At 69.5% G+C, this 24,508-nt stretch carries 35 protein-coding genes, 2 tRNA genes, 1 other RNA gene and 1 pseudogene; 15 read left to right on the forward strand and 24 right to left on the reverse strand.

What is annotated here, in order from left to right; genetic code table 11:
* Window positions 1-10: 10 nt before the first annotated feature.
* The 8 genes from ABD333_RS31205 to ABD333_RS31240 are packed head-to-tail and all read right to left on the reverse strand — an operon-like array spanning window position 11 to window position 3,224.
* The gene (locus tag ABD333_RS31205) at window positions 11-607 is read right to left on the reverse strand and encodes a hypothetical protein (RefSeq protein ID WP_344546118.1); all 597 of its coding nucleotides are present in this window, start codon (window positions 605-607) and stop codon (window positions 11-13) included.
* Window positions 608-623: 16 nt separating this feature from the next.
* Window positions 624-1,412, reverse strand: coding sequence for a PD-(D/E)XK nuclease family protein (locus ABD333_RS31210; RefSeq protein WP_344546119.1), 789 nt, complete (start codon window positions 1,410-1,412; stop codon window positions 624-626).
* Window positions 1,409-1,726, reverse strand: a complete 318-nt coding sequence (locus ABD333_RS31215) for a hypothetical protein (protein ID WP_344546120.1) — start codon at window positions 1,724-1,726, stop codon at window positions 1,409-1,411. Before ABD333_RS31215 ends, ABD333_RS31210 begins: the two co-directional genes overlap by 4 nt.
* Complete coding sequence (locus ABD333_RS31220) at window positions 1,723-2,190, reverse strand: hypothetical protein (RefSeq protein ID WP_344546121.1); 468 nt, start codon at window positions 2,188-2,190, stop codon at window positions 1,723-1,725. Before ABD333_RS31220 ends, ABD333_RS31215 begins: the two co-directional genes overlap by 4 nt.
* Entirely contained in the window at window positions 2,187-2,372 is a 186-nt protein-coding gene (locus ABD333_RS31225) for a hypothetical protein (RefSeq protein WP_344546122.1), read from the reverse strand. Before ABD333_RS31225 ends, ABD333_RS31220 begins: the two co-directional genes overlap by 4 nt.
* Window positions 2,369-2,719 (reverse strand): hypothetical protein, encoded by a 351-nt coding sequence (locus tag ABD333_RS31230; protein ID WP_344546123.1) that lies wholly within the window; start codon window positions 2,717-2,719, stop codon window positions 2,369-2,371. The genes ABD333_RS31225 and ABD333_RS31230 overlap by 4 nt, the downstream gene beginning before the upstream one ends.
* A complete protein-coding gene (locus ABD333_RS31235; RefSeq protein WP_344546124.1) occupies window positions 2,716-2,937 on the reverse strand; it encodes a helix-turn-helix domain-containing protein in 222 nt (73 codons plus the stop codon). The genes ABD333_RS31230 and ABD333_RS31235 overlap by 4 nt, the downstream gene beginning before the upstream one ends.
* A complete protein-coding gene (locus ABD333_RS31240) occupies window positions 2,937-3,224 on the reverse strand; it encodes a hypothetical protein (protein WP_344546125.1) in 288 nt (95 codons plus the stop codon). The genes ABD333_RS31235 and ABD333_RS31240 overlap by 1 nt, the downstream gene beginning before the upstream one ends.
* A 285-nt stretch (window positions 3,225-3,509) precedes the next feature.
* Here ABD333_RS31240 and ABD333_RS31245 point away from each other — a divergent pair, with 285 nt between their 5' ends.
* Both ABD333_RS31245 and ABD333_RS31250 read left to right on the forward strand, forming a co-directional pair.
* The gene (locus ABD333_RS31245) at window positions 3,510-4,160 is read left to right on the forward strand and encodes a helix-turn-helix domain-containing protein (protein WP_344546126.1); all 651 of its coding nucleotides are present in this window, start codon (window positions 3,510-3,512) and stop codon (window positions 4,158-4,160) included.
* A gap of 50 nt (window positions 4,161-4,210) precedes the next feature.
* Window positions 4,211-4,534, forward strand: a complete 324-nt coding sequence (locus ABD333_RS31250; RefSeq protein ID WP_344546127.1) for a hypothetical protein — start codon at window positions 4,211-4,213, stop codon at window positions 4,532-4,534.
* Window positions 4,535-4,585: 51 nt separating this feature from the next.
* On the opposite strand, the gene ABD333_RS31255 is transcribed toward ABD333_RS31250, so the two are convergent.
* From ABD333_RS31255 to ABD333_RS31280, 6 genes are all read right to left on the reverse strand, one after another.
* Window positions 4,586-5,950 (reverse strand): tyrosine-type recombinase/integrase, encoded by a 1,365-nt coding sequence (locus tag ABD333_RS31255; RefSeq protein WP_344546128.1) that lies wholly within the window; start codon window positions 5,948-5,950, stop codon window positions 4,586-4,588.
* A gap of 138 nt (window positions 5,951-6,088) precedes the next feature.
* A tRNA-Ser gene (locus ABD333_RS31260) sits at window positions 6,089-6,173 on the reverse strand.
* A 10-nt stretch (window positions 6,174-6,183) separates the two neighbouring features.
* Window positions 6,184-6,618, reverse strand: a complete 435-nt coding sequence (gene tadA, locus ABD333_RS31265) for a tRNA adenosine(34) deaminase TadA (RefSeq protein ID WP_344546244.1) — start codon at window positions 6,616-6,618, stop codon at window positions 6,184-6,186.
* 16 nt (window positions 6,619-6,634) lie between these two features.
* A complete protein-coding gene (locus tag ABD333_RS31270; RefSeq protein WP_344546129.1) occupies window positions 6,635-7,072 on the reverse strand; it encodes a tRNA adenosine deaminase-associated protein in 438 nt (145 codons plus the stop codon).
* Between the two features lie 81 nt (window positions 7,073-7,153).
* Window positions 7,154-7,639, reverse strand: coding sequence for a tRNA adenosine deaminase-associated protein (locus ABD333_RS31275; protein WP_344546130.1), 486 nt, complete (start codon window positions 7,637-7,639; stop codon window positions 7,154-7,156).
* Window positions 7,640-7,789: 150 nt separating this feature from the next.
* A complete protein-coding gene (locus ABD333_RS31280; protein WP_344546131.1) occupies window positions 7,790-8,167 on the reverse strand; it encodes a hypothetical protein in 378 nt (125 codons plus the stop codon).
* Between the two features lie 156 nt (window positions 8,168-8,323).
* Between ABD333_RS31280 and upp the strand changes: the two genes are divergently transcribed.
* The 5 genes from upp to ABD333_RS31305 all read left to right on the forward strand — a co-directional run bounded on the left by upp (window position 8,324) and on the right by ABD333_RS31305 (window position 12,140).
* Window positions 8,324-8,962 (forward strand): uracil phosphoribosyltransferase, encoded by a 639-nt coding sequence (upp, locus tag ABD333_RS31285; protein ID WP_344546132.1) that lies wholly within the window; start codon window positions 8,324-8,326, stop codon window positions 8,960-8,962.
* Window positions 8,963-9,404: 442 nt separating this feature from the next.
* A complete protein-coding gene (locus tag ABD333_RS31290; protein ID WP_344546133.1) occupies window positions 9,405-9,665 on the forward strand; it encodes a hypothetical protein in 261 nt (86 codons plus the stop codon).
* Window positions 9,666-9,741: 76 nt separating this feature from the next.
* The gene (locus ABD333_RS31295; protein ID WP_192810169.1) at window positions 9,742-9,900 is read left to right on the forward strand and encodes a hypothetical protein; all 159 of its coding nucleotides are present in this window, start codon (window positions 9,742-9,744) and stop codon (window positions 9,898-9,900) included.
* A 7-nt stretch (window positions 9,901-9,907) separates the two neighbouring features.
* Window positions 9,908-10,438, forward strand: coding sequence for a PH domain-containing protein (locus tag ABD333_RS31300; RefSeq protein ID WP_344546134.1), 531 nt, complete (start codon window positions 9,908-9,910; stop codon window positions 10,436-10,438).
* A gap of 304 nt (window positions 10,439-10,742) precedes the next feature.
* The gene (locus ABD333_RS31305; protein WP_344546135.1) at window positions 10,743-12,140 is read left to right on the forward strand and encodes a helix-turn-helix domain-containing protein; all 1,398 of its coding nucleotides are present in this window, start codon (window positions 10,743-10,745) and stop codon (window positions 12,138-12,140) included.
* 97 nt (window positions 12,141-12,237) lie between these two features.
* Here ABD333_RS31305 and ABD333_RS31310 read toward each other — a convergent pair whose 3' ends face one another.
* The 5 genes and pseudogenes from ABD333_RS31310 to ABD333_RS31330 all read right to left on the reverse strand — a co-directional run bounded on the left by ABD333_RS31310 (window position 12,238) and on the right by ABD333_RS31330 (window position 15,308).
* Window positions 12,238-13,137, reverse strand: a complete 900-nt coding sequence (locus ABD333_RS31310; RefSeq protein ID WP_344546136.1) for a zinc-binding dehydrogenase — start codon at window positions 13,135-13,137, stop codon at window positions 12,238-12,240.
* A gap of 33 nt (window positions 13,138-13,170) precedes the next feature.
* Window positions 13,171-13,344: a hypothetical protein gene (locus ABD333_RS31315; RefSeq protein WP_344546137.1), complete on the reverse strand. Its 174-nt coding sequence runs from the start codon at window positions 13,342-13,344 to the stop codon at window positions 13,171-13,173.
* Between the two features lie 92 nt (window positions 13,345-13,436).
* Window positions 13,437-13,895: a zinc-binding dehydrogenase gene (locus tag ABD333_RS31320; protein ID WP_344546138.1), complete on the reverse strand. Its 459-nt coding sequence runs from the start codon at window positions 13,893-13,895 to the stop codon at window positions 13,437-13,439.
* A 93-nt stretch (window positions 13,896-13,988) separates the two neighbouring features.
* Window positions 13,989-14,686 (reverse strand): annotated as a pseudogene (locus ABD333_RS31325) (helix-turn-helix domain-containing protein); the annotation flags it as partial.
* Window positions 14,687-14,759: 73 nt separating this feature from the next.
* On the reverse strand, window positions 14,760-15,308 hold the full coding sequence (locus ABD333_RS31330) for an RBBP9/YdeN family alpha/beta hydrolase (RefSeq protein ID WP_344546139.1): 549 nt from the start codon (window positions 15,306-15,308) through the stop codon (window positions 14,760-14,762).
* 122 nt (window positions 15,309-15,430) lie between these two features.
* On the opposite strand from ABD333_RS31330, the gene ABD333_RS31335 reads away from it, so the two are divergent.
* From ABD333_RS31335 to ABD333_RS31345, 3 genes are all read left to right on the forward strand, one after another.
* A complete protein-coding gene (locus tag ABD333_RS31335) occupies window positions 15,431-15,886 on the forward strand; it encodes an Lrp/AsnC family transcriptional regulator (protein WP_344546140.1) in 456 nt (151 codons plus the stop codon).
* A gap of 237 nt (window positions 15,887-16,123) precedes the next feature.
* Entirely contained in the window at window positions 16,124-16,804 is a 681-nt protein-coding gene (locus ABD333_RS31340) for a FadR/GntR family transcriptional regulator (protein WP_344546141.1), read from the forward strand.
* A gap of 51 nt (window positions 16,805-16,855) precedes the next feature.
* Window positions 16,856-18,109 (forward strand): CynX/NimT family MFS transporter, encoded by a 1,254-nt coding sequence (locus ABD333_RS31345; RefSeq protein ID WP_344546142.1) that lies wholly within the window; start codon window positions 16,856-16,858, stop codon window positions 18,107-18,109.
* 50 nt (window positions 18,110-18,159) lie between these two features.
* Here the strand turns inward: ABD333_RS31345 and ABD333_RS31350 are convergent, their stop codons facing one another.
* Together ABD333_RS31350 and ypfJ are read right to left on the reverse strand one after the other, a co-directional pair.
* Window positions 18,160-18,459: a type II toxin-antitoxin system VapB family antitoxin gene (locus ABD333_RS31350; RefSeq protein WP_344546143.1), complete on the reverse strand. Its 300-nt coding sequence runs from the start codon at window positions 18,457-18,459 to the stop codon at window positions 18,160-18,162.
* 17 nt (window positions 18,460-18,476) lie between these two features.
* Window positions 18,477-19,334, reverse strand: coding sequence for a KPN_02809 family neutral zinc metallopeptidase (gene ypfJ, locus ABD333_RS31355; protein ID WP_344546144.1), 858 nt, complete (start codon window positions 19,332-19,334; stop codon window positions 18,477-18,479).
* Window positions 19,335-19,547: 213 nt separating this feature from the next.
* Between ypfJ and ABD333_RS31360 the strand changes: the two genes are divergently transcribed.
* The 3 genes from ABD333_RS31360 (at window position 19,548) to ABD333_RS31370 (ending at window position 22,370) form a co-directional block, all read left to right on the forward strand.
* Window positions 19,548-20,048 carry a SigE family RNA polymerase sigma factor gene (locus ABD333_RS31360; RefSeq protein WP_344546145.1) on the forward strand — a complete coding sequence of 167 codons (501 nt, stop codon included), beginning with the start codon at window positions 19,548-19,550 and terminating at the stop codon, window positions 20,046-20,048.
* Window positions 20,041-20,547: a hypothetical protein gene (locus tag ABD333_RS31365; protein ID WP_344546146.1), complete on the forward strand. Its 507-nt coding sequence runs from the start codon at window positions 20,041-20,043 to the stop codon at window positions 20,545-20,547. The genes ABD333_RS31360 and ABD333_RS31365 overlap by 8 nt, the downstream gene beginning before the upstream one ends.
* A gap of 374 nt (window positions 20,548-20,921) precedes the next feature.
* On the forward strand, window positions 20,922-22,370 hold the full coding sequence (locus ABD333_RS31370) for a DUF2079 domain-containing protein (protein WP_344546147.1): 1,449 nt from the start codon (window positions 20,922-20,924) through the stop codon (window positions 22,368-22,370).
* Window positions 22,371-22,372: 2 nt separating this feature from the next.
* On the opposite strand, the gene ABD333_RS31375 is transcribed toward ABD333_RS31370, so the two are convergent.
* Entirely contained in the window at window positions 22,373-23,368 is a 996-nt protein-coding gene (locus ABD333_RS31375; RefSeq protein WP_344546148.1) for a zinc-dependent alcohol dehydrogenase family protein, read from the reverse strand.
* A gap of 109 nt (window positions 23,369-23,477) precedes the next feature.
* On the opposite strand from ABD333_RS31375, the gene ABD333_RS31380 reads away from it, so the two are divergent.
* Window positions 23,478-23,792: an ArsR/SmtB family transcription factor gene (locus ABD333_RS31380; RefSeq protein WP_344546149.1), complete on the forward strand. Its 315-nt coding sequence runs from the start codon at window positions 23,478-23,480 to the stop codon at window positions 23,790-23,792.
* A gap of 101 nt (window positions 23,793-23,893) precedes the next feature.
* On the opposite strand, the gene ABD333_RS31385 is transcribed toward ABD333_RS31380, so the two are convergent.
* Window positions 23,894-23,978, reverse strand: a tRNA-Ser gene (locus tag ABD333_RS31385).
* A gap of 10 nt (window positions 23,979-23,988) precedes the next feature.
* The gene (locus ABD333_RS31390; protein WP_344546150.1) at window positions 23,989-24,345 is read right to left on the reverse strand and encodes a DUF952 domain-containing protein; all 357 of its coding nucleotides are present in this window, start codon (window positions 24,343-24,345) and stop codon (window positions 23,989-23,991) included.
* A gap of 60 nt (window positions 24,346-24,405) precedes the next feature.
* Here ABD333_RS31390 and ffs point away from each other — a divergent pair.
* Window positions 24,406-24,501: signal recognition particle sRNA small type (ffs, locus tag ABD333_RS31395), an RNA gene on the forward strand.
* Window positions 24,502-24,508 lie beyond the last annotated feature (7 nt).

Consider the following 24,508-nt stretch of genomic DNA (forward strand, 5'->3'; position numbering starts at 1 on the left):
CGCGGGGCGGTTACTGGTTGAGCTGGGCGAGCAACGCTTGCACCCGCGGATCGTTAGCGTCGACGCCTGCGGCGGTCGCGGCCGGCGGGGCGCCCTGCGGCGCGTTCTGCGGGGCGTTCTGCGGCGGGGTCGCGTTCCACGCGCCAACGACCGCGGACGCCGCGGCCGGGCTCGCCGCACCGGTGATGCCCTGCGGGGGAGCAGACGGCGCGGCGGCAGGCGGAGGAGTCGCCGCGGCGGGCGCCTGCGCCTGGTGGTACCGGGCGAGCCATTGTTCGGCGCGCTTGTCGTCGACTCCCTCGGCGAACCCGTCGAGGACGTAGGCGTTCATGCCCGCCTTTGTCGGCGCCTGCCCGATGCGGCCGAGCGTCATCCCGTCGCGGGCGATCTTGTTGACGATCCCGACGTGCGAGATCCGCAACCGTTCGGCGAGCACGGGCTCGGGGTCGTCGAGGTCGACCAGGTCGACGACGGCCTCGTCGATCTCGGCGTTCCGCAGGCTGTCGAACTTGCGCTCGGTCCCGTGGAACCGGGTGATCAGGATCAGGTGACCGAAGCGGTCGGCGGGCTTGAGCCATCCGGCGCTGTGCTGCGGCTGGTTGAACACTGGGGATCTCCCTTGGTTAGGCGGCCGTGCGGCCGATCTGGGCGGGGGTGTCGCCGGGGCATCCCTTCGACAGGTCGGTCGAACCGGGGCGCCAGAACGGGCAGAACCGGCACTCGCTCGACGGCGATGCGGGGATGACCGACCAGCGCTCGGGCGCCTGCTCGGGGTCGAGGAGACATACGAGCTCGGTGATCGCATCCAGGCGGGCGAGGGCACGCTCGACGACCGCGGGGTCGAACGGTTCGCTCCACAGGTGTGCGCCGTCGAGGAACCCCGACCGGGGCAGGAACGCAATCGCAACGCGGTCGACCCGACGGCCGGCGTTGACCATGCCCGCGGCGTACAGGTGGATCTGAACGCGATAGCGGGGCGACGGACCGTGCGCCCGGTAGCGGTCGAGCGAGGACTTACCGACGACCTTCCAGTCGATGACCGTCGGACGCGCGGTGTCGTACAGGTCGGCCGTGCCGCGCAGTCCCGGACGCACCGTGACGCGCTGCTCGACCAGCCACCGGCCCCCGTGCCGGGCGTGCCCGAACGCGTCGGCGAGCCACGCGTGCACGGCCGTACCGATGATCGCGAACCAGGGATCGCCGCCGTTGCTGGTCGGCCAGTCAAGCAGCCGATAGGCGACGCGCCGGTCGCACGGTTCGCCGACCTCGCTCGGTCCGATCGCCGCTTGCCGTGACCGTGCCGAGCCGGCGTCGGCCGCGCGAATCCCCGACAGCAGGACCGGCCGTAGCGGGTCCTCGGGCGGGCTCGCGCCGCCGCCGGGCTGGTTGAACGGTCCCTCGGCCACGGTCACGCCGCCGCCTGGTCGAGGACGAACGGGCGGGCCGGCTGCTTGGGCACGAGGTACTGCTCCCAGATGTCGGGCCGCTCGGCCTTGAGCCGGTCGACGTCGAGGCGCGTTCCGGGTCGCGACCGCCGGTAGGTGATGACGGTCCGGCCGCCGATGCGTCCCTCTGCGGCGTCGCCAATGCTGCGTTTGAGATGCTCGACGATCTGTTCCTCTTTGGCCTTGAGGTCGGCGAGCTGGGCGCGCACGACGCGCAGCGAGTCGACCCACGGGGCGAGGTCGTCGAGGTCGACGAACGCCGGAGCGTTCGGGGTGGTCATGCTGCGGGTTCCTCCTGTTCTGGTGGCGTGCCGTAGCCGGCCTCGCGCAGCACGAGCACGAGGTCGGCGAGCAGCATGCGGACGGGGAAGGTCGGGGGAGCGGGGAAGGATGGGGCGCCGAGCAGGCGAGCCATCTGCCAGCGCGGGACGATCGCCCACCAGTGACCGGCGCGCCGCGGGCCGTAGCCTGAGCGGGCGACGACCAGCACGCCGACGTCGGCGCCGGCGTTGACCCGTTCGGTCTCGGTCTGGCCGAGCCATGCGGCGATCTGGAGATCGCCGGCCTGTTGCGCCGCCTTGCCTGCCTTGACCTCCCACGTGAGCGCGGGCGTGCCGGTGATGTCGCCCTCGTCGTGTGTCCCTTTGAGCGCGCGGCGTTCGGCGCCGGGGAACCCGTTCGGGCGGAGGAATGCCACGACTCCGGACTCGCCGGCCGTGCCGATCTGCTTGGGGCGGTTGGTCACTGCTCGCCCTCCCGCGTGATCGTGTCGAGGGCGACGCACACCGCGTGCTCGTCGGCGATGCGCTGCAAGTGGGTGTTCTCGGCGAGCAGGTCGACCGTGCCGCCGGTCCGGGCGCCCTCGTAGAGGCGGCCGGCGAGGAACCCGACGCCGAGCACGACCAGCAGGACGACGAGCGCGATCATGCTGCGTCCCCCGTCGTGGTGCCGGCGGCCGTGCGGTAGCGGTAGGTGCCGCGCCAGCGGGACGCGGCCGAACCGCGCACGGTTGGCCGGCCGGAGGGGGCGTAGTCGTAGCGGTCGATCACGCCCGCGGCGCGAAGCTTGGTGAACAGCGCGCCCCATCGGTTGACCGATTCGGGGTCGGGAACGCCGTGCCGAGTACACAGGTCGTAGGCGGCGAACACGCGCCCCGATGCCGCTTCGGCTTCGGCCGCTGCCCATGCCTGCGCCCACCAGGCGGTGTCGTCGTCGTGGGCGTCGAGCTCGTCGAAGATCGACGCCTGTCCGGGGAGAACGGTCGGGTTGTTCATGCGCGCACGCTCCGGGAGGTGAGACCCAACATGTCCAGCAGCGGCGCAGTCGGGACCAGGAGGCGCCGACCCACACGAAGCGTCGGGATGTCGCCGCGCTTGGCCGCCTCATAGGCGCTCGGGCGGGACAACCCCAGCAGGCGCCCCGCTTCGGGGACGCTGATCGTCGGGTGCGCCATCGGATCGGGCACGACCGACATGGCACGGCGGGCCGGCATCACGCCACCTGACCCGCGCCGTCGGCGTGTGCTCGGTCGACGAGCAGCACGAATACCTGCTCGTGGGTCCACTCGTCGGGTAGAGCTGCCATGAGCGAGGCCATCAGCCGGTTACCCGGCAGCGTCTCGCCCGACAGAGCCCGCGCGAGCGTGGTGTCGCTGACTCCGAGCTCGCGCGCCGCGGCGTTCACGCTCGGCCAGTGCTTCGCCCGCTGTAGCCGTCGCCAGATGTCCGGCCGGAAGGCGTAGCGGGCCGACCCTTGCTGGGCATCGGATGCCCCCCGCACCGCTCCCGGCCCGCTCGCAGGCCGAGACGGTGATGATCCGTCTGCGTGCATGCAGGGGACGCTACTCCCGTCACAATCTGCTCGCAAGCGGACAATCACCTCATATCCTGCATGTATGCAGAGCGCTGGAGGAGCCCGCCTAGCAGGCGACTCGTCCGGTAAGTGATCGTCAGCAGGTCAGTCGAATGATCAATGTCACAAACTGGCCGTAGCCCAAGCAGAGACCGTTAGGTAGCCTCTGCGTCAATGCAGACCGGGCTATTGTGTTGAAAGCGAGGCTTCCCCATGTCCTCACCCGCCAAGCGGCGGCGGCGCGGCGCAGTCCAGCGCCTCACCTTCGGGCAATGGCTGTCTGATCGCATGGCACAGTGCGGGTACGACAGCGACGTAGCCCTCGCGAAGCGAACTGAGATTCGAGACAGCACCATCGGACGTTGGCGAGCTGACAAAGCGCAACCCAGCATCGACCAACTTCGCAAGATCGCCGACGCCCTCAAGGTGGGTGTTCCCGAACTGCTCGTCAGATCCGGCCACGCGACCACCGATGAACTCGGCCTCGACGAGGAGATGTTCGAGCAGCCGCTCGACCCCGGACTCGCCATGATCGGCGAGTCGAGGCTCGGGGAAGCGTTCAAGGAGCACTTGCGGACAGCTTGGACCGAACGGATGCGGCAGGAGCGTGACCGGCTCGCATCTCAGATCGACGTGCTCGAACGAGCCGACGTCATCTGGCACGGGCGCGACGGCGAGGGTAGAGCGCTGATCATTCAGCTCGTCTCGACGTCTCTCCATGAGGCTGGCTTTGATCTGCCTGAAAGCCTGCTACACGACCTCGGCAAGGCGCACCCTGCGTTCGACGGCGCCGCAACCTCCGAAGAAGTCGCCGCGCCAGACGCCTCAGACCAGGACAAGTCGAACATACATTCGATAAAGTGATCTCTTCCCCGCGGCTGGCAAGCGCTAAGGGACGGAGGGCATACACGGGCATGCGTTTCAGCGATCGAACCGCGCAAGTTGCCTTGTCGTGCGCGTCGGGGGTGCTCTGGGTGGTCGCCGCCGCCCTGGTCGTCGCCGAGACGCACGGGGGCCATGGCGGGATAGGGCCGGTACGGGAACTGGTGCTCGCGGGGGCGGCGACCGTCACCCTCGCCGCCGTGTTCCGAGCGATCATCAGTAGCGTGCGCCGGTACGCCTACCTCGACGGTGTGCGGGATACCGTCAAGGCCCAACGCCAACGAGAGCAGCAGGACGACAAGGAGCAAGAGGCGGCTTCCGTCGTCCGATTCCCCCGAACAGGCAGCCATCACTAGCCGGCCCGACGGCCGCCCCACAACCCACCGTGCGGGGCGGCCGTCGCCGTCCTAGGCGGCGATCTCGCCCTCGGCCGCGCGAGGTTTCTTGCCCTTCTTGTTCTTGCTCTTCTTGCGCTTGCCGCTCATGACGTCGTCGATCGCGTTCGCGGCGCGCTCGTCGGCTTCCGGCTCAAGGTGGCTGTACAGCGCCGACGTGGTGACGATGCTCTTGTGCCCCAGCCTCTTCGAGACAGTGTCGAGACTGACGTTCATCGCGAGCAGGGTCGTCGCGTGCGCGTGCCGCAACTTGTGCGGCGTCACCTGCGTCATGATCCCGCGCTCGACCGCCTTCGCGACCACCTTCGACCAATGGGTCTGATGCCAACCGGTCGACCGGTAGATACCGCCGTGCCGCGCACGGAAGATCAACGACTTGAGATCGAGCCCTTTGATCCGACGCTTGAGTACCTTGCGGACCTTCCTGCCGATCCGGATCGTCCGCAACGCCGCATCGCTCTTGCCGTAGGACGCGATGTAGGGGCGCCGCTTGGCGTCTTCCTTCACCACCTGACGGACATGCAGTAGGTCACGCTTCAAGTCGACGTCACACGGCCGGAGAGCGGTCAACTCACCCCAACGTAGACCCGTGCCCGTGGCGATGGTGATGATGTCGCCGGCGAGCTCTGAGACCTCGTAGCCGATCTCGATCCACTGCTCGATCTCGTCACCGGTCGGCACGTAGTCGAGGTTCACACTCCGACCGTTGACCTCGGGGAGCTCGACCCCTGCGCACGGGTTGACAGGCACATGCTTGCCGTACTTGCGCGCGGCGAACGCCATCGCCGGCGACATCACGCTCCCGTGAATGTTGCGGATCGTCTTCGCCGAGTAGCTCCGGACGTCGGCCTTGACGCGCGTCCCGTCCGGCAACGTCTTCGCCTTCCGGTAAACCCACCGACGCGCCTGCATCCACTCGACCCAAGCCTCGTCGACCTCGGTCGTGAACTGGTCGATCGGCAGACCGCCGAGCGGCCCGACCTGTCCGCCATCCGGAAGCGTCACGATCGCGTGCCGCACGTGCTGGTCGAACAGTCGGCCGTACTGGGCGACCTGACGTTCTTCGGCGCGCTTGAGCTTGCCGAGGTACTGGTCGACGACCTCGGCCAGCGTTGGCACGCTGTCAGCCTCGGTCGCCTCGTCGTCCGCGGCGTCAACCAGAGCGACCAGCAAAGCCCGACCGCGGCATCCCTTCGGGTAGCCCTCGGGGCGCCGGTGCCCTGCTAGACGAACCCGCGCGGCAAAGTCCTCGGCGATCGTCTTGTCGTCGCACGTCTCGCTGTCCCTCTTACCGCCGCGCCGACCACCCTCGCGCCACTCGACACGGTAGGTCGTGATCTTGCCTGACTTGCTGACCTGCTTCCGGACCGCGGCCACAATCGCCCCTCTCGCATCGAACATATGTTCGCTCAGAACAGGGGTGTTCCGCCACCGGTGACGCGATGGTGACGCGATGGCCACCAACGACAAAGGGCCACTGAGCTATACCAGCAGCTCAGAGGCCCTTTTCCGGTGCGGTGGTGGTGGGATTCGAACCCACGGAAGCTTGCACTTCACACGCTTTCGAGGCGTGCGCCCTCGTCCACTAGGCGACACCACCGCGGGAGAGCCTACCCGACTCTGCGGTGCGTGAAGAACTCGGTGAGCAGGGCGGCGCACTCGTCGGCCAGGACTCCGGCGAGCACCTCGGGGCGGTGGTTGAGGCGGCGGTCGCGTACGACGTCCCAGAGGGAGCCTACGGCGCCCGCCTTGAGGTCGATGGCGCCGTAAACGATGCGGTCGACGCGGGCTTGGACGGAGGCTCCGGCGCACATCGTGCAGGGTTCCAAAGTGACCACCAGGGTGCAGCCGGAGAGGCGCCAGGTGCCGAGGGTGGTGGCGGCTTCGCGCATCGCGACGATCTCGGCGTGGCCGGTGGGGTCTCCGGTGCGTTCGCGGTCGTTGTGGCCCCTGCCGATGATCGTGTCGCCGGCGAGGACGAGGGCGCCCACGGGGACCTCGTCCGCCTCGTACGCCAGCCGTGCCTCGGCCAGCGCCTCGCGCATGGCCGGGGCGTACTCGTCAGTCACGGAGGCGGTCGAACTCTTCGCCGAAGCCCGCGAGCTCGGCGATCGTCAGCAGGGCGTCGCCCGGCATCGCGCGTTCGCCGAGCTCGGTGACGCGCTTGCCGTCCACACCGAGGTCGTCGAGCAGTCCGGGGTCGCCCGCGGCGTCGCCGTCGGGGACCTCGCCCACGAGCTGGTGGAACAGCGCGCCCAGGCCGTCCTCGCGGACGGCGGACACGAAGGCGCGCGGCTCGTCCTCGCCGTCCAGGCGGACGACGGCGAACCAGTCGTCGTTCTCCTCGATCAGGAGGATCACCGGGTCGCCGTACGACTCGACGGCGCACTCGCGCATCAGGTCGGCTACGTCGTCGACGCTCTCGGCCTCGGCGAGCATGGCCTCGACCCCCAGCCAGCCCTGCGGCGTCCGGGCGAAGACGGCGGCGAAATAGGACACGAGGTTATTGTGACCCACCGGGTTGCGCCGAACACACCCTTGGACGTCCCGTTCCACCGGATCAGCGGAAGTCTGGACAATTCAGGAGAGGGTGTCGAGCGCCCGTTCGAACGGCTGGGCGAAGCCGAGGCGTCCCGCGATGCTCAGCAGCATCTCGTCCGGGTACAGCTCCAGGTCGCCGGAGATCGCGCCGAGCTCCATCTCGTCCAGCCCGAGGTCGGTGAAGATCGACATGTCACCGACCGGGAGCACCTGGTCGAGCTCCTCGTCCTCGGGGATCGGGATGTCGAGGTAGTCCAGGACCTGCCCGGCCAGCGGCCAGTCGACCGACGCGGTGACGTCGGAGAGGAACACCATCACCTCGTCGCCCAGCAGCCGGATCCCCACGAAGAAGTCGTCGCCCACCGAGACGAGACCGATGGTGCCGCCGAGGCTGGGCTGCTGACGCAGCGCGTGGATCAGTCCCGTCAGGTCCCCGGTCAGCGCTACCGGGAGGATCTCGGCCTCCCAGCGGTCGTCTTCCCGATACACCACGACGGCGAAATCCGTCGCGTCCACATCCGTCATTTCCACCCCACCGGCACGGTTCCTGCCAGGGCATGGTCGCAGATGCGGAGCGCCCTCGCGTGTCCCACCCGCAAACTGGGCGTGCGCCCGTCCGCGTAGTGGGGAACGGCGCCGGTTTCGGCGCCGCGGTACGAACCTACTGGATCCGGATCAGGTGACACGGAACGTACGCCGGCGCAACGCCGCGTGAATCCGCGCCCGCCGCGCCCGATGCGGGGTGACCCGCTCGCGGAGCTCGCGCGCCTCGGCCAGTTCGCGCAGGAAGATGGCACGCCGCCGCAAGTGATCACGTACCTGCTCGGGCGAGGGTGTGCCGCCCTCGGTGGCATCGGACGTGGCGTCGGAGGGGCGGGTGGTGCCGCGGTCGGCCGGAGTGCGACCCTGCTGCCGGACCGTCCGTACCGCCCGGGAGGTCGGCACGAGCGTCATGACGAACGGATCGAGCACGACCGGAATGGCGTCCACCGCACGCCCGGCGGCGTGCTCGTCCGCCGTGGACGGGTCCGAGTCATGCTCCTCCGGCCCCATCGACGCAGGTGGGGATGGGGACGTGTCCCGGGCCGCCGTACTACGGGGCGGTCTGGTGCGATCTCGGCTCATAACGGCATACTGCCCAGCTCAGGAGAGTCGTATCCTCATGGGTCCGAGATGGCAGGTTACCCGCCGTGGGCTACCGTGAGGCCCATGCAGACCCTCGCCGTGGATCACCCGCTCGTCGCGCACAAACTCACCACGCTGCGGGACGTTCGGACCGATTCGCCCACGTTCCGGCGGCTGGCTGACGAACTGGTGACCCTGCTCGCCTACGAGGCCACCCGTGACGTGCGTGTGACCGAGGCCACAGTGGACACGCCGCTGGCGCCGACGCGGGGGGTTCAGCTCGCCAGCCCCAAGCCGCTGGTGGTCCCCATCCTGCGGGCCGGGCTCGGGATGCTGGACGGCATGACCCGCCTGCTGCCCACCGCGGAGGTCGGTTTCCTCGGCATGATCCGCGACGAGGGCACGCTCCAGGCCCAGACGTACGCGACGCGGCTGCCCGACGACCTATCCGGCCGGCAGTGCTACGTCCTCGACCCGATGCTCGCCACGGGGGGCACGCTGGCGGCGGCGATCCAGCTCCTGCTCGACCGCGGCGCGAACGACGTCACGGCGCTCTGCCTGCTGGCCGCCCCCGAGGGCCTGAAGTACATGGAGCAGGCGTTCGCGGGCACCGAGGCGCCCATCCGGGTCGTCACGGCGGCGGTCGACTCGCATCTGAACGAGCAGGGCTTCATCCTGCCGGGGCTCGGCGACGCCGGCGACCGTCTGTACGGCGTCGTCTGACTGATATGGCGTCGTCGCCTGACGCGTCAACCTCCGGCCAGGTGCACGCCCGGCCAGGTGCATGCCCGGCTAGGTGCGTGCCCGGCCAGGTGCGTGCCCGGCCAGGTGCACGCCCGGCTAGGTGCACGCCCGGCTAGGTGCACGCTGGGCGTCCGCCGGGCTGTTCTGGCTGAGCACGCGCCGTCTTACTGCGCATGCGCCGGGTGGTCGCCGGACTGTCCTGCGTTAACGATTGTTCGCGAGAGTAGTCAGAGTGCTCATTGGAGCGGTCCATCATTACTCTGCGTACTCCATCCAGGGCATTCCGCGAGATTTCGATGTTCGCCCGTGCGTCACCATGGGTAATAAGTTGCTACGGAACGTCAATGATCGTTCCCCTCCGCCGCCCTGGCACAGGGGACCGTTGGACCGGGGTGGCGCGAGCGAGGCTCGAGGAAGCGTGATGGCTCACCTAAGGGATGGCGACCTGCCAGGCTACGAAGAGATCGGCGAGCGGCTTACCGAAGAGTTCGGCGGTGTTCACGCGCCAGAGACTGTTTCACGCTGTGTCGCGGCGGCGCGGCACGGTGCCCGCGAGGTCACCGGGGCGGCTTCGCCCGACCTGGTCGAACGGATCGCACGCAAGCATCTGCAGGTCCTCGCCGTCGTCGCCGCCGAAAAACTGCGCCAGACGTCTCGGACGAGACTGGGCAACGCGCCCTAGGACTTGCTTTGTCGAGGATCGCGGCTGTGCAAAACTGACCTGGGGTCTGTGGGTCATCGTGGTCCGGGAGGCAGTCGTGCCCGCCAAGAAGTACGTCACATGGGTCGCTGTGGCCTTTGTGGCCTTCTACGTGTTCAAGCAGCCCGAGGGGGCCGCCCAATCGGTGAACAACGCCGCCAACGGCCTAGCCAACGCCGCCGACTCGCTGGCGGCCTTCGTCAGCGCGCTCGGCTGAGGTCCTCATGAGACTCGTGACGCCCGGTGATTCGGCGCCGGCGTCGGTAAACAAATACCTGCTTCCCCACGAGACCCAGGTCATCACCGTACGGCGGCACCCCGCGGTGCTCATGCTGCCGGTCGGGCTGGTCCTGGGCGGCCTGATCATCGCCGGTGTGCTGAGCAACACCGTCGCCACCGAGTCGGGCGGCGCCGTCATCAGCTGGATCTGGTGGGGCTGGCTGATCCTGCTCGCCTGGTTCGTCTGGCGGGTGGCCGAGTGGTCGGTCGACTATTTTGTGATCACCAACCAGCGCATGCTCCTCACCACCGGCCTGATCACCCGCAAGGTCGCGATGATGCCGCTGGCCAAGGTCACGGACATGAGCTTCAAACGCACCATCGCGGGCCGCATGCTCGGGTACGGCGAGTTCGTGCTGGAGTCGGCGGGCCAGGACCAGGCGCTCTCGGCCGTTCCCTACCTGCCCTATCCGGAGCAGCTCTACCTCGAAGTCTGCGAGATGATCTTCCCCAACAAGAACCCCTCCGACGACTGACCACGACCCCCCGCCCCGTCCCCGTCCCCCAACCCCACGTCCCCCACGTTCGTTCACGGGCGGCGCCGCGCTCGCCGTCCTGGTGGTACCCGGCACCCTGGGTTAACGATCTCTGTCCGCAGAGCCAATTCCAGGGTGAACGGGCTCGCGGCGACGTCCGTACCACCAGGATGAATGGCCGGCCCGGCAGGGCAAGAGATGATCACATTTCTTATCGCTTCGTTACTCTCGATGTGCGATAACCCTCAATGTGCAATCATGTCGGCACCCCAGCCGCCTGATTACTTCCGCTAAGTGAGTCCACATGCCGGGTCCAGGCAACGTCGGCGAGCGTGTCCGCAACCTGCGGCTGACCAGACGCCTCTCGCAGGCACAGCTCGCTGGTCACGACCTCTCAGACAGCTATATCTCGTTGATCGAGTCGGGTAAGCGAACGCCTACGCCGACCGTTCTTCGCATGCTCGCCGAAAGGCTCGGGTGCACGCCCGAGTACCTCGCAGAGGGCGTCGAGCCAGAGCAGCGCGCCCATCTTGAGGTCCGGGAGCGCCATGCGCACCTGGCCCTGCTCGACGGCGATCCCGTCGGCGCCGAGACCGCCTTCGAAGAGGTCCTCGCACGCAGCGACGACCCCGATCTCACCTCCCGCGCCCGGTGGGGCCGCGCCCGCGCGCTCGAAGAGCTGGGCCGCACCGAGGCCGCCATCGCGCTGTTCGAGGAGCTTCGCGAGCAGGCCGAACGCGACCCTGGCCGGGCCAGCTGGCTGCCCCCCGTGATCGCCCTGGCGCGCTGCTACCACACGGTCGGTGACCTCGGCCAGGCGATCGCTCTGGGTGAGCGTGCCCTGGCGCGCCTCCAGCACTTCGGCCTCACCGTGGGCCAGGAGTACACGGAGGCCGGGCGGATCCTTCTGCTCGCCTATGTGGACCGCTCCGCCCCGGAACGCGCCCACGCCCTGGGCCGCCGCATGCTGACCTCCGACGCGGCCGAGGGCGACCAGCCGAGCACGCACTACCGCCGCGCCAGCTCGCGCGCGCTGGAGGAGGGCGCCGTGGGCGACTCCCTCTACTTCGCCGAGCAGGCCCTGGCGGTACGGGGCGGAGCTCCGATACGGGCGCAGGCGCTGCTCAACCTGGCCGCCGCGAGGGCATTGCTGCGCGGAGTCACGCCGTTCACCGCCGAAGTCGTCACCGAGCCCGAACGCGCCGCGGCCGCCGAGGCACTCGACCTCCTCGGGGGCACCTCGGTCCTCGAAGGCGCGGAGGCCACCGAGAGCACCATCGAACGGGCCCGCGCGCTCGTCCTCGTCGGCGAACCCGAGCAGGCGATCGCCTCTCTGGAAGACTTCCTGGACACCGGCATGGCCCTCGCGGCACCCGTCGCCGGCGTTCCGGCCCCGGAGCGCGGCACCGACCGGGCCGCCCGCGTCCGCAAGACCGTCCAGGCGCGCCTTGTCCTGGCCCGTGCCCGCATCGCGCAGGACGACCGTACGGGTGCCCTCGTCGTGCTGAACTCGGCCGGCGGCCAGCTGAAGGATCTCCCCCCGAGCCGCCCCGCAGCCCACATCTACCGAGAGCTCGGAGAGCTCTTCGAGGCCGCAGGCGAAACGGACGGCGCCGCCAACGCCTACCGCCAGGCCCTCGAAGCCGTAGGCCTACGCCCGTCCCGCCCCCAAGCCGCCGCCTGCGACCTAGGCCTGGTCTAACCCCAGCCCACCCCCGGCTTCGGTTGTTGAGCGCGGCGTCTTTGCCAGTGGCTTGCGCGAAGATGCTGCCGTGCCTTCGGGGCGGTGGCCGGGTGTGTCAGAGGTCGACGACCGCTTTTCCGGCCACCTGGCGGGCGAGCAGGGCATCGGCGGCCTTGCCCGCCTCCTCCCAGGGGCCGCGCCAGCCGACCTGCGCATCCAGGTCGCCGGCCGCGAGCAGGCCGAGGAGGTGGGCGAGGTCGGCGCCGAACGGCGCGGCGACGTTGAAGTTCTCGATCCGTCCGCGGGCCGATCGGGCGCCCGCCAGCTCGAAATCGATGACCGTGGTCTCGCGGGCGGCCCGCCCGATGGCCATCACCACGCCGTCGTCCTCCAGCCGGTAGAAGGCTTCGGCGAGCTGCCGCCCGCCCACGTTGTCCAGCACGCCGTACACCCGGCCGTCCAGGTTCTCCGGGCCGAGGACGATCTCCGCCGCGCCCAGCTCGCGCAACCCCTCCGCGCGGGCGGCGCTGCCGGCGGAGGCGACGACGTGCGCCCCCGCGCGGGCGGCGAGCTGGACGGCGTAGCGCCCGACGCCGCCGGAGGCACCCGTGACGAGGACGCGGCGGCCGGCCACCTCGCCGAGCCGCCGGACCGCCTGAAGCGCCGTGACCCCGGCGACGGGCAGCGCGGCGGCCGTCCCCAGGTCGACGGCCTCGGGGACGGCGGCCATGTCGGCGGTGTCCACGGTGCGCAGCTCCGCCCAGGCGCCCGACCAGCCGAAGGTGACCACGCGCGTGCCGGCGGCGGGGCCGGAACCGTCGGCGGCGGCCCGGACGACCACCCCGGCGGCGTCCCATCCCGGGACGTACCCGGGCGGGACGTTCGCGCTCCGGTAGGCGATCTCGCCGAAGTTGAGCGAGAAGGCCGCCACCCGGATCAGCGCCTGGGAGGGCGCGGGAACCGGGTCGGGAACGTCGGTGAAGGTGAGGTCGGGGTCGAAGGTCAGGGCTCGCATCGTCGTCGCTCCTCTGTGGGGTGGTGGCGGCTGTCAGGTGAACTGCTCGCCGAAGTCGAACGTGCGCCATCGCTCGGGACGGATGCTGATCGTGACCAGTCGCCGAGCGAGTCCTCGATCAGGTCGTGGAACGGCGCGCCGAGGTACCGGGTCGACCATCGCCGGGTCGGTCGCCTCGTCGGCGACGACCGGACCGTCGACGGACACGCCGTTCGGTACGGACTCGGCTCGTCGAACCGGAGCTGCTAAGCGGCCGAGGCTTTTTAGCGAGCCGATAAAGGGATGTTTCGGTCGAGTGATTATAAGGTCCGATCACGGCCGGGGCCTGTCCGAGTCCGTCCACCACGGTCTGCTCGGTGTGCAGCGAGCTGTCTGCGAGCTGTCCGCGAGCCAGGCTGCGGCCTGCTCGGTCCACTCGGGGAACAGCGGGAAGTAGGAGTTGACGAGCAGCCCGCGCAGCGTCCCGCCCGCGCCGCCGCGATGGCCGCCTCCAGGTGGTCCCCGCCGACGTTGTCGAGGTAGACGTCGATGCCCCCGGGCGCGACCTCGGCGAGCTGGGCGCCGATCGGGCTCTCGCACCGGTCGAGGCCGATGTCGAGGCCGAAGTCGTCGACAAGCCGGGCGGCCTTGTCACTTCCGCCCGCCGAGCCGATCACCGTGGTCGCGCCGAGCCGGCGGGCGAGCTGCCCGGCCACGCTGCCGACCGCCCCCGCCGCTGCCGAGATGAACACCGTGTCGCCGCGCTGCACCGGGGCCACGCAGAACCCGCTTGTGGCTACTCAACCGGTGACCAGGCAACCGATGACTAGGTGTAGGAGGCCATGACGTTGGTGACACCGGTCCACAGCCGAGACGCGGTCGGATTCGGATGTCCCGTGCGCGCCGAACCAGGCTCGCGCCCGGTGCAGGAATGCGATCGCGGTGGCGGCCTTCTCGTCGGGGAGTGCTTCGGTGTAGGCCAGGCGGCTGTAGCCATCGATTGCCGAGTGGAGGTAGACGTAGCCGCCGCGTTCGGTCTTGTTCTTGCGCCGGTTGACGGCCTTGGCCTGCTCGCTGCCGCGCCCGTGTGCCCGCCAGCCGCCTCCGCCGGGGATGCGGCCGACCTTCTTCACATCGAGGTGAACCATGTGCCCGGGGCGGCGGGCCTGGATCGCTGAGGAGTGCGGTTGACCTCACCGGTGGGGTCGAGGAATCGCCGTTGGTTCAGGCCGACCGCAGCGAGGTGCCTGCTCACTGTTCTGCGGCTGATCGAGATGCCGGCCTGACTGAGCTCGAAGGCGATCCTGGCTGCAGACCACTTGTGAGCGCGTCGGAGTTCCTCGACGCGGGTGAGGGTGTCGGCAGCCGTGGTCGTGGGCTGACGATGCGGCGCCGAAGAACGATCGAGTAGGCCGAGGTCACCGTGGCGTCGGTAGCGGTTGACCCACTTGGACGCGCATGCTCGAGAGATGCCCATCTCGGCTGCCACGTGTGCGATGGGTCGAGTCCGGCACCGTTCGATGAGCCGGCGGCGACCTTCGACGGACAGCGGCGCATTCTTGTGCGTCAACGGGCGGACTTCCTTGCTCGAAGGGGAACCGCAGGGCGGTACTTGGTGGCCATGCGTCCCATGCGGTGGTTGATCACTGCTGGGTCAGCGAGTCCAGGAGTTCACGGCCGTGCTGCCACGAGCTCAGGCCGCTGGCGGAGTTGAGGTGTCCGCATGCGCCCGCCAGGTGCCATCGCGCCTCCCACCGCGCCGCGAAGCCGGCGGCTGCCTCGGGGGTGCAGTACGGGTCGTTGGCGCTGCCCACCACCAGGGCCGGGCACGGCAACGGTTGTGCCGACACCGCCATGAATGTCGCGGCCGCCTGGCGTGGGAACACCGGCTCGTGCGGGTCGGGTGGCGCTACCAGGAATGCGCCGACTGTCGGGCTTGAGGGGTTCTTGTTCAGCCAGGTGGACGCAGCCCAGCAGCCCAGGCTGTGGGCCACCAGCACAACGCGGCTGGCCCGCTGGGAAGCGTCGTCGTACGCCTTCTGGACAGCGCCGACCCAGTCATCCAGATCGGGGGCGGACCACGAGGCAGGGGAGATCCTCACCGCTGAGGTGCCCCACTGCCGCTCCCACAAGGTCTGCCAGTGCTGCCCGTCCGAGCCGTCGATACCCGGGATGATGACGTACGCGACCACTGTCCACCACCGTTTCACTCGTCGCTTCCTGCGATCCTGGGGCGCCTGGCGCAGATTCTGTTGGATGCATCAGGGCAGCGGCGGTGATGCAAGTGATCTCAAAGAAGGTGGTGCGGACAACGATGGAATCACTCGACCGGATAGACCGAGACATCCTCGCCCTGCTCCAGGCCGACGGCCGGTTGACCGGCGCGGAGGTAGGGCGCCGTGTCGGACTCTCACAGCCCGCGGCCAGCGCGCGCATCCAACGGCTGGAGAAGAACGGTGTCATCACCGGCTACCGAGCCGTGGTCGACCCGGCAACCCTCGGGCTGAACATTCACGCGGTCATCCGGTTGCGCACCACGCACGCCCGGCTCTCACGCGCCCTGGACTTCGCCTCCCGGACCCCCGAGATCGCCTCCACCCTCAGGGTCACCGGGGAAGACTGCCTCATCTTCGACGTCTACTGCCCGCAGGCGGGACGACTTGAAGAAGTTGTCGACGCACTTGCCCGTTACGGCCCTGTCATCACATCCCTCGTGCTCCGCGCCTATCCCCAGAAGCCGCTGACCGACGCCACGTCTACAACGTCATGACCCGCAACAACTAGGTGACCAGCGGCCGGCATCGGAGGCGCTCGATCGCGTCAACGCGGAACGCAACCCGTCCGCCGCGCCGTCGTGGGGTTTCGGCGGGTGGGGTTGGTCACAGTGGGTGGCTGTGAGCTGCGGGGATTGGATAGCGGAATAGATTCGGGTGGTTTTCGGTCCTAACATGGAGACATGGGATGATTGGCTGACCGGAGGTTAGCGGGAGGCGCCGAGGGGGGAAGCATGACGCTGCGCACAGCCCGACGTTCGTCGTTGGTCGAGCAGGTGATCGACCAGCTGAGGGACGAGATCACTGCCGGGGCGTGGGTCGTCGGCGCCAAGATTCCGCCGGAGCCGGTGCTGTCCGAGAGCCTCGGCGTGGGGCGCAACACCGTCCGGGAGGCGGTGCGGGCGCTGACCCATGCGGGTCTGCTGGAGTGCCGTCAGGGCGACGGTACGTACGTCCGGGCCACAAGTGAGCTTTCCGGTGCGGTACGCCGCAGGCTGGAGACCGCCGAGCTCATCGAGATCCTTGAGGTGCGGCGGGGCCTGGAGGTCGAGGCCGCCCGGCTGGCCGCCGCGCGCCGTACCGACGCCGACATCGCGGCGATCAACGAGGCGCTGGCGCGCCGGGACGCCCAGTGGACGGCCGGTGACCACGCGGCGTTCGTCGAGGCCGACCTGGCGTTCCACATGGCGGTCGTCGAGGCCACCCACAACCGGGTGCTCACCGATCTCTACCGTGACTTCAGCGCGGTGCTGAGAGCGAGCATCGGGGCGGCGGGCAACCTGGTGCGGCATGCCGACATCCCCCACGCGCCCATCGCTGACGCGATCGAGGCGGGTGACGCGGTGGCCGCGGCCCAGGCCACCCACTCCTGTCTGGACGAGATCTTCCGTTCGACGGAACAGCCGCTGGCGTAGCCCGGCCCGCGTTCACTTCTTGCCGTTCCACCCTGCACGTTCGAAGGCGATATGAGTTCTTCTGCCCGCTTTACCCGTTTCTGGATGCTCGCCGGCCTGGTGCTGCTGACGATCAACCTCCGGTCCGCCATCACCGGCATCCCGCCGGTGCTCGGCGACCTGCAGGACACGTTCGCGCTGTCCGGCGTCGAGGTGAGCCTCCTCACCACGCTGCCGGTGCTGTGCCTCGGCGTCTTCGCGTCGGTGGCGCCGCTGGTCGCCCGCCGCCTCGGCACCGACACGGCCATCGCCGGCGCGCTGGTCATGATCACAGGTGGCATCGTGCTGCGGGTCGCGCCGTCGTCGTCGGCGCTGTTCGCTGGAACGGTCCTGGCGGGCGCCGGCATCGCGATGGGCAACGTGCTCATGCCCGCCGTCATCAAGCGGCACTTCGCCGACCGCGTCGGCTCGCTCACCGGGCTCGCGATGATGCTCATGGCGGGCAGCGGGGCCGTCGCCGCCGGGTTGGCCGTTCCGCTGGACAACGCGGGCGGCTGGCGGATGGCCCTGGCGGTGTGGGCGGTCCCGTCGGCGATCGCCGCGCTCGTGTGGGGGCCGCTCGCCCTGCGCGGCCGGCGTGAGGGGCCCTCGGCCCCCGCCATGCGGTCCACCGGCTCGCTGCTGCGCTCGCCGCTGGCCTGGTCGGTGGCCGTGTTCATGGGCATGGCGTCGCTGATGTTCTACGTGCTGATGTCGTGGCTGCCGGAGATCATGCGGGACCACGGGTTCGCGGCCGCCGAGGCCGGGATGATGGTCTCGTACATGATGATCATCGGTATTCCGCTCGGCTTCGCGGTGCCCGTGCTGGCCGCGCGGGTTCGCGACCAGCGCTTCCTGGTCGTCGGCGTCGCCGTGGCCATGGTCGTGGGCCTGATCGGCATGCTGATCGCCCCTGAGGCGGGATGGCTCTGGGTGACCGTGCTCGGCCTCTCCACGGGCAGCGCGTTCCCGCTGGCCTACACGCTGCTCAGCCTGCGTTCGCCCAGCCCTGCCGTGGCGGCCCGCCTCTCGGGCATGGCGCAGACCGGCGGCTATCTGCTGGCCGGCCTCGGCCCGCTGGCCGTGGGCGTGCTCCACAGCGTCACCGGCGGCTGGGAGGTGTCACTGGGGCTGCTGCTGATCCTGGTCGTCCCGGAGACCGTCTTCGGGCTCATGGCGGCCCGCCCCGGCTTCGTCCGCCCGAGCGTCGCCCATGCCGAAGGCCCCGTCGAGCAGCTCATCGAGCCCAAGGACGTGCCGGTGCGCGTTCCCGTCAACGTTCGCTGACGTTCCCAGACCGGGCCAGGGCGTGGACCCCGCTCCCGCCTTGGCCCTGCTTAGCCGGCGTCCAGGTCGAGCACGCGCGCGTGGAGAACGAGACGCTGGTGCAGGGCGGCACGGAGCGCGCGGTGGAGGCCGTCCTCCAGGTAGAGCTCGCCGTGCCACTGGACCACGTGCGGGAAGAGATCTCCGTAGAACGTGGAGTCCTTGGCCAGGAGGGAGTGCAGGTCCAGCTCGCGTTTGGTGCTGACGAGCTGGTCGAGGCGGACCTGGCGCGGAGGGATCTGGGCCCAGTCCCGGGACGAGAGTCCGTGCTCGGGATAAGGCCGCCCTTCGCCAACCGCCTTGAAGATCACCCTCCGAGTCTACGGGGTCAGATGCCACCCGAGAAGGTGTCGCACTGGCGCGGGTCGCCGCTCTCGTAGCCCGTCGTGAACCATCGGCGCCGCTGCTCGGACGTTCCATGGGTGAACCCGTCGGGCTCGACATAGCCCTGGGTACGGCGCTGGATGCTGTCGTCTCCGACCGCCTCGGCGGCGCTTAGGGCCTGCCGGATGTCGGTGTCGGTGAGCTGCTCCAGAAAGCCCGTGGAGACCGCGTTCTTGGCCCAGGCCCCGGCGTAGCAGTCGGCCTGGAGTTCGACTCGTACGGAACCGCTCTGGGCACCCTTGGCGCTAGAGCGCGACCTGCTGAGGGTGCCCTGCAGGTTTTGAACGTGGTGACCGTACTCGTGGCCCACGACATAGGCCTGGGCGAACGGACCGCCCTCGGCGCCGAACTGCTCCTGCAGCTGCTTGAAGAACGTGAGGTCCAGATAGACCTTTCTGTCGTTCGGGCAGTAGAACGGCCCCACGTCCGAAGTGGCGTATCCGCAACCGGTCTGGGTGGCCTGGCTGAAGAGCTGCGTCTTGGCCGGTGTGTAACCCCTCAGCGTTCGGCTCCAATAGGTCTGGATGCTGTTGACGGTCCCGACGATGCGGCAGTCGTCGGATTGGTCGGCGTCCGCTCCCGTACGGCATTTCGCGGAGAGGTCGACGCCGGAGCCCGCCTGCTGGGCGGGCCGCTGAGCCGGGGCGCCGCCGCCGGTGAGGTCGATGCCGAAGAACAACCCGACCACCAGGACGAGGAGGCCGACGGCGCCGCCGCCGACCGCGAGGCCGCCCCTGGACATGCCGCCCCGCGCGTCCTCCACCTGGGAGCTGTCGAGTTTCGCCTCGTCATCGAAGTCCATGCCGACGTCTCCTTTCGGCCGGTCCCGCCGCCGAAGATCTCGTAGAGGCGGCCTTCCCCCGGAACGCGGTGGCTAACGCCCATGATCTGCTGCGGCAACAACGGACAAAACCGTCGGTGTTCTGCAATAACGTGAACTTTCCGTCCGTGCTGTCAACCGGTCGCGGCTCCGGAGCGTATGTCTTGCGATGTCCACCGTCCGGGGAGCAGGCGTTTGACCGTAGAGGAGTTCGAGGAGTTCTACGCGCATGCGGTCAGGCGCCTGATCGGACAGCTGTTCCTGGTCACCGGTGACCTGCGGGAGGCCGAGGACGTCGTCCAGGAGGCCTTCGTCCGCGCCTGGGGCTCCCGGCGCAAGCTCGACCGGGAGGGCTCGCCGGAGGCGTGGGTACGCCTGACGGCCACCCGGTTGGCGATCAGTCGCTGGCGCCGTCGAACGCGCAGCGCCGAAGCATGGTTGCGCGCCGGCACGACCGCGGACGCCGCGCCCGGCCCTGGTCCCGACGCCGTCGCCGTGGCCCAGGCCCTGCGCAGCCTGCCGGCGCGGCAGCGGCTCGCGGTGGTCCTGTTCTACGTCTGTGACCTGCCTGTCGAACGGATCGCGGCGGAGGCCGGGATGTCCACCGGAACGGTGAAGACGCACCTGTCGCGGGGCCGCCGGGCACTGGCTCCGCTCCTCGACGACTCCCTTGAGCCGCAGGAGCACGATGTCTGATCACGAACGGTCCGCGGAGCTGGACGAGCGGCTGCGGCGGCGGCTTCGGACGGCCGCCGGGGCGGGTGCGCAGGCGGCGCGGCCGGTGGAACGCGGGCGGATCGAGACGCTCGGAAGGCGCCGCAGGCGTCTGCATCTGGCCGCCGCGACCGCCGTGGTCGTGTGCGCCGGGACGGTCGCCGTCGCGGGGACGCTCGTGGCGGGCGGCGAACGCCCTCAGCCGGCCGTCCCTGACTCTCCGGCCTCCCGGCTGTCCCCGGCGACCGGGCCATCACCATCGTCACCATCGCCGTCACCCAGCGGATCGGTCTCGCCTACCCCGACCCGCACGCCTTCCGGGACCGTCCTGCCTCCTGGAAACCCGTCATCCTCGGCGACCCCGAGCAAGCCGGCAACCCCGAGCAAGCCGGTGACCCCGAAGGCGGGCGGCTCTAAGGCCGGCGGCTCCAAGGCGGGTTCGCGGAGCCTGCGGCCAGGTGACTCGGTGGGCCGCCGATGACCCACCGTTCCACCGTCGGCGACCGCACCGGCAAGGCTCCAAAGGAAAGCCCCCCGGACGCAACCGACGCAACCGACACAACCAACGTGGCCGGCGTGGCTGGCGTGGTCCAGGCGACCCGCGTGGTCGGTGCGACTGACGCGACCAGCGCGACCGGTGCGACCAGCGCGACCGGCACGACTGACGCAACCGGCACGACTGACAGGACCGGCACGACTGACGCGACCGGCACGACTGACGCAACCGGCACGACTGACAGGACCGGCGCGACTGACGCGACCAGCGCGACTGACAGGACCGGTGCGACCGGTGCGACCGGCGCGACCGGCGCGACCGGCGCGACTGATGTGGTCGACGTGGCTGAGGTGTCTGAGATGTCTGAAACGACCGGTGTGGTCGACGTGACGCGCGCGACGGGTGCGTCCGGGCGCGATGTGTTCGGCAAGGTGAGGCTGAGGAACGCGGCGCGCCTTGATCCCTATCTGCTAGCCGCCGCCTTCTTCGCCGCGTACATGATCGTGTCGGTCTCGCGCTACCTGCAGGCGGAGAGCCGGTCGTGGGACCTGGGGATCTTCGAGCAGGTCGTGCGGTCGTACGCGCGGCTGCAGGCGCCGGTCTCCGACCTCAAGGGGCCGGGCTTCGTGATCCTTGGCGATCACTTCAGCCCCGTGTTGCTGCTGCTCGCCCCGTTCTACCGGCTCTTCCCGACTCCGGTGACCTTGCTCGTGGCGCAGAGCGCGCTCTTCGCGATCTCCGTGGTGCCGGTCACGCGCGCCGCCGCGCGCCTGCTGGGGCGGGCCCGCGGCGCGGCGATCGGCGGGGCGTACGGGCTGTCGTGGGGCCTGCAAGGTGCGGCTGACTTCGACTTCCACGAGATCTGCTTCGCCGTACCGCTGATCGCGGTGTCCCTCGAAGCCGTCCTGGCCCAGCGCTACCGTTCCGCACTGCTCTGGGCCCTGCCGCTGCTGCTGGTCAAGGAGGATCTCGGCCTGACCGTCGCGGCCATCGGCCTGGTCGTCGCGATCCGTACGTGGCGTACGCACCAGGCCACGGCCCAGATCGCCTTCGCCGTCGCTCTCACCGGGCTTCTGGCGTTCTTCGTGACCGTGGGTGTGGTCATTCCGGCGTTCAACGACGGCGGTGGCTATGACTACTGGGCCAAGCTCGATCCCGAGGAGACCGCGCCCGGCAGCGCCCTCCTGAACGGCGCGGGCGACAAACTGCGGACGCTCCTGTGGCTCCTGATCCCGACGACGGGCCTGCTCGCACTCCGTTCACCGCTCCTGATCGCCATCGCGCCCACGCTGGCGTGGCGGTTCGCGTCGCAGGACGAGAACCACTGGAGCATGGCCTGGCACTACGACGCGATCCTGATGCCCATCGTCTTCCTGGCGTTCGTGGACGCGCTCCAAGGGGCGCGCTTCTCCGGCCGGCCCTGGCAGCGCGTGTACGCCTACCACCTCCCGGCCGCCGTCCTCGCCGCGGCACTGGCCCTCACGACCACGCGGCCCCTCGCGTCGGTGTTCGACGGCGCCACGTACAAGCCGACCCCCGCGAGCGAAGCCGGTGCCCGCGCCCTCGCCGTCATCCCGGACGGCGCTTCGGTCGAGGTCAACGTTCGCCCGATCGCGCAGCTCACCAGGCGATGCCGGGTCTTCTGGTTCGGCAACACCGCAGGACTGGTGCCCGACTACATCGTGTATTACGAACGGGGCCTGACGGCCGACACCTTGCTGGGGTACGCGAAGGACCTGCACCCTTCCGCCACCTACACCCTCAAAGCAGAGGACACTGGCTATTGGATCCTCCAGCGAACCCGCTGAGGTCAGGCGGTCGCGATGACGATCTTGCCGACCTGCGTGTTGGACTCCAGGTGCCGGTGGGCTTCGACGACGTCGCCGAGGTCGAACGTACGGTCCACCACCGGCCGGAAGGCGCCCGTCCTCATCCCGGAGGCCACGAACGCCACCGCACGCCGCAGCCTGACCGGATCGGTCGTCGTCTCGTAAACCGTGTAGGTGCGCATGTTCAACGCGGGCATGCCGAGCTCGAACCCCGGATATGGCGTGACCTCACCGCTCAGCGCCCCGTACTCAACCAGCGTGCCGCCAGGGGCCACGATCTTGGCCAGGTCCAGGACGCCGGGTCCGGCGACCGCGTCGAAGACGAACTCGGCTCCCCGGCCTCCGGTCAGCACCGGGACGCGTTCGACCACGCTCTCCTCACTGGTCATGATCACCTCGGCCGCTCCCTCCTTGAGCAGGGCGTCCTTCTTGGCGGCGGTCCGCGTGAGGGCGATGGGCGTCGCGCCGACGCGGTTGGCGATGTGGATGGCGGCCAGCCCGACGCTGCTGGACGCCGCGTTCAGTACGACCGCGTCCCCGGCACGCATCCCGCCGACCTCGACCAGCGCGCCGTAGGCGGTCAGGTAGGGCATCCACACCGCCGCGCCCTCGATCGCGTCGACCCCCTCAGGACGGTGCACGACCGCCGCCGCCGGCACGATCGCCCGCTCGCCGTACACCCCGTAGTCGTTCTGCGAGAACGTGGGAATGACGCTCACCTGCTGTCCGGGCTCCAACCCGGTGACGCCCTCGCCGACCGCCTCGATCTCGCCGGCGGCCTCGGTGCCCAACCGGGCGGGAAAGCGCCTGACCGTCTCGATGTAGTGGCCGCTCCGGAACAGCGCCTCAGCCCTGTTCAAGCCGATCGCGTCCACGCGGACCCGAACCTCGCCGGGTCCCGGCTCGCCGACCTCCACGTCCTCGACCCGCAACACCTCGGGCCCGCCGAGCTCGTGGAACAACACCGTCCTGGCCATCGCGCGCCTTCCCTTCCGTCGTCGTGGGCGACCCATTCGATCTCGAAAGTACGATGGCTGTCAAACTTTGATGCCCATCGTACTTTGACCATCGTCGTACCATGGGGCCATGGACGATGTGCGGACGATCACGCTCCAGCGAGCCCTGGAGGCCCTCGTCGACCCGGTGCGCCGGAGCATCGTGACGCGGCTGTACGAGACCTCCGTGGACCTCAGATGCGGCTCGTTCGACCTGCCCGTGAGCAAGTCCACGGCCACGCACCACTTCCGCGTGCTCCGCGAGGCGGGCCTGATCGACCAGTACTACGTCGGCACCGCCCGCATGAACACGCTGAGGCGTGCCGAGATCGACCAAGCCCTCCCCGGCCTCCTGGACGCCCTGATAGCCGCCGACCAAAGAGCCACAGCCACCACAGCTCCATAAGCGCCGACGAGACCCGCCAGTAAGTCGCCGCGAACGAAAAAACGCGATGAGGGCAGCACCCGTGGATGCCGCCCTCATCGCGTTTTGCCTGCTCAGAGACGCGGAGGATACGAGATTCGAACTCGTGAGGGGTTGCCCCCAACACGCTTTCCAAGCGTGCGCCCTAGGCCACTAGGCGAATCCTCCGCCGTAGAGACTACCGGGTCTCGGGCACTGGTCGGACATCAATAACGGCCGTGAGCGGGATCGGGCCGTAGACGTGGGGGAAGATCTGCCCGTCGGCCGGCTCGTAGCGGACCTCGGCGTCCAGGCGCGAGACGTCGATCGTGAGAAGGAGCAGGTCCGCACGGTCGACGGCGGTGTAGAAGCGCCCGAGAACGCCTTCGGCCTGGGAGAGGTCGGAGGAGCAGTGGATGAAGCCCTCCTCGGCGAGCGTCCGGCCGAGGGTTGACATGGCGTACGACACTCCCGCCGCCCGTGCCGCCTCCCAATGGCGTCGTTCGGCGATGTGGAGGAGCGTCTCCTGCGCGGTTGCGGCGGGTTGATCGGACATGGGGCGGGAGCCTACGCGGCAAGCGTGCAAATCGGGGGGCGCGGATGCCATAGACTCTGAGCAGACCCCTCGCATGGCGTCATCCTGTGAACCTCCCCAGGGCCGGAAGGCAGCAAGGATAAGCAGGCTCTGATGGGTGTGCGGGGGGTCCCTTCGCTTCTGA

Origin of the sequence: Actinomadura fulvescens, from assembly GCF_039533225.1 — a bacterium.
GTDB lineage: Bacteria > Actinomycetota > Actinomycetes > Streptosporangiales > Streptosporangiaceae > Spirillospora > Spirillospora fulvescens.

Excerpts from the sequence above, each read along its gene's own strand:
- ABD333_RS31215 (WP_344546120.1), bottom strand. The coding sequence starts at position 1,726 with ATGACCACCCCGAACGCTCCGGCGTTCGTCGACCTCGACGACCTCGCC.
- ABD333_RS31225 (WP_344546122.1), bottom strand. The coding sequence starts at position 2,372 with ATGATCGCGCTCGTCGTCCTGCTGGTCGTGCTCGGCGTCGGGTTCCTC.
- ABD333_RS31230 (WP_344546123.1), bottom strand. The coding sequence starts at position 2,719 with ATGAACAACCCGACCGTTCTCCCCGGACAGGCGTCGATCTTCGACGAG.
- ABD333_RS31235 (WP_344546124.1), bottom strand. The coding sequence starts at position 2,937 with ATGCCGGCCCGCCGTGCCATGTCGGTCGTGCCCGATCCGATGGCGCAC.
- ABD333_RS31245 (WP_344546126.1), top strand. The coding sequence starts at position 3,510 with ATGTCCTCACCCGCCAAGCGGCGGCGGCGCGGCGCAGTCCAGCGCCTC.
- ABD333_RS31250 (WP_344546127.1), top strand. The coding sequence starts at position 4,211 with ATGCGTTTCAGCGATCGAACCGCGCAAGTTGCCTTGTCGTGCGCGTCG.
- tadA (WP_344546244.1), bottom strand. The coding sequence starts at position 6,618 with ATGCGCGAGGCGCTGGCCGAGGCACGGCTGGCGTACGAGGCGGACGAG.
- ABD333_RS31275 (WP_344546130.1), bottom strand. The coding sequence starts at position 7,639 with ATGACGGATGTGGACGCGACGGATTTCGCCGTCGTGGTGTATCGGGAA.
- ABD333_RS31280 (WP_344546131.1), bottom strand. The coding sequence starts at position 8,167 with ATGGGGCCGGAGGAGCATGACTCGGACCCGTCCACGGCGGACGAGCAC.
- upp (WP_344546132.1), top strand. The coding sequence starts at position 8,324 with ATGCAGACCCTCGCCGTGGATCACCCGCTCGTCGCGCACAAACTCACC.
- ABD333_RS31290 (WP_344546133.1), top strand. The coding sequence starts at position 9,405 with ATGGCTCACCTAAGGGATGGCGACCTGCCAGGCTACGAAGAGATCGGC.
- ABD333_RS31300 (WP_344546134.1), top strand. The coding sequence starts at position 9,908 with ATGAGACTCGTGACGCCCGGTGATTCGGCGCCGGCGTCGGTAAACAAA.
- ABD333_RS31305 (WP_344546135.1), top strand. The coding sequence starts at position 10,743 with ATGCCGGGTCCAGGCAACGTCGGCGAGCGTGTCCGCAACCTGCGGCTG.
- ABD333_RS31310 (WP_344546136.1), bottom strand. The coding sequence starts at position 13,137 with ATGCGAGCCCTGACCTTCGACCCCGACCTCACCTTCACCGACGTTCCC.
- ABD333_RS31335 (WP_344546140.1), top strand. The coding sequence starts at position 15,431 with ATGGAATCACTCGACCGGATAGACCGAGACATCCTCGCCCTGCTCCAG.
- ABD333_RS31340 (WP_344546141.1), top strand. The coding sequence starts at position 16,124 with ATGACGCTGCGCACAGCCCGACGTTCGTCGTTGGTCGAGCAGGTGATC.
- ABD333_RS31345 (WP_344546142.1), top strand. The coding sequence starts at position 16,856 with ATGAGTTCTTCTGCCCGCTTTACCCGTTTCTGGATGCTCGCCGGCCTG.
- ypfJ (WP_344546144.1), bottom strand. The coding sequence starts at position 19,334 with ATGGACTTCGATGACGAGGCGAAACTCGACAGCTCCCAGGTGGAGGAC.
- ABD333_RS31365 (WP_344546146.1), top strand. The coding sequence starts at position 20,041 with ATGTCTGATCACGAACGGTCCGCGGAGCTGGACGAGCGGCTGCGGCGG.
- ABD333_RS31370 (WP_344546147.1), top strand. The coding sequence starts at position 20,922 with ATGTCTGAAACGACCGGTGTGGTCGACGTGACGCGCGCGACGGGTGCG.
- ABD333_RS31375 (WP_344546148.1), bottom strand. The coding sequence starts at position 23,368 with ATGGCCAGGACGGTGTTGTTCCACGAGCTCGGCGGGCCCGAGGTGTTG.
- ABD333_RS31380 (WP_344546149.1), top strand. The coding sequence starts at position 23,478 with ATGGACGATGTGCGGACGATCACGCTCCAGCGAGCCCTGGAGGCCCTC.
- ABD333_RS31390 (WP_344546150.1), bottom strand. The coding sequence starts at position 24,345 with ATGTCCGATCAACCCGCCGCAACCGCGCAGGAGACGCTCCTCCACATC.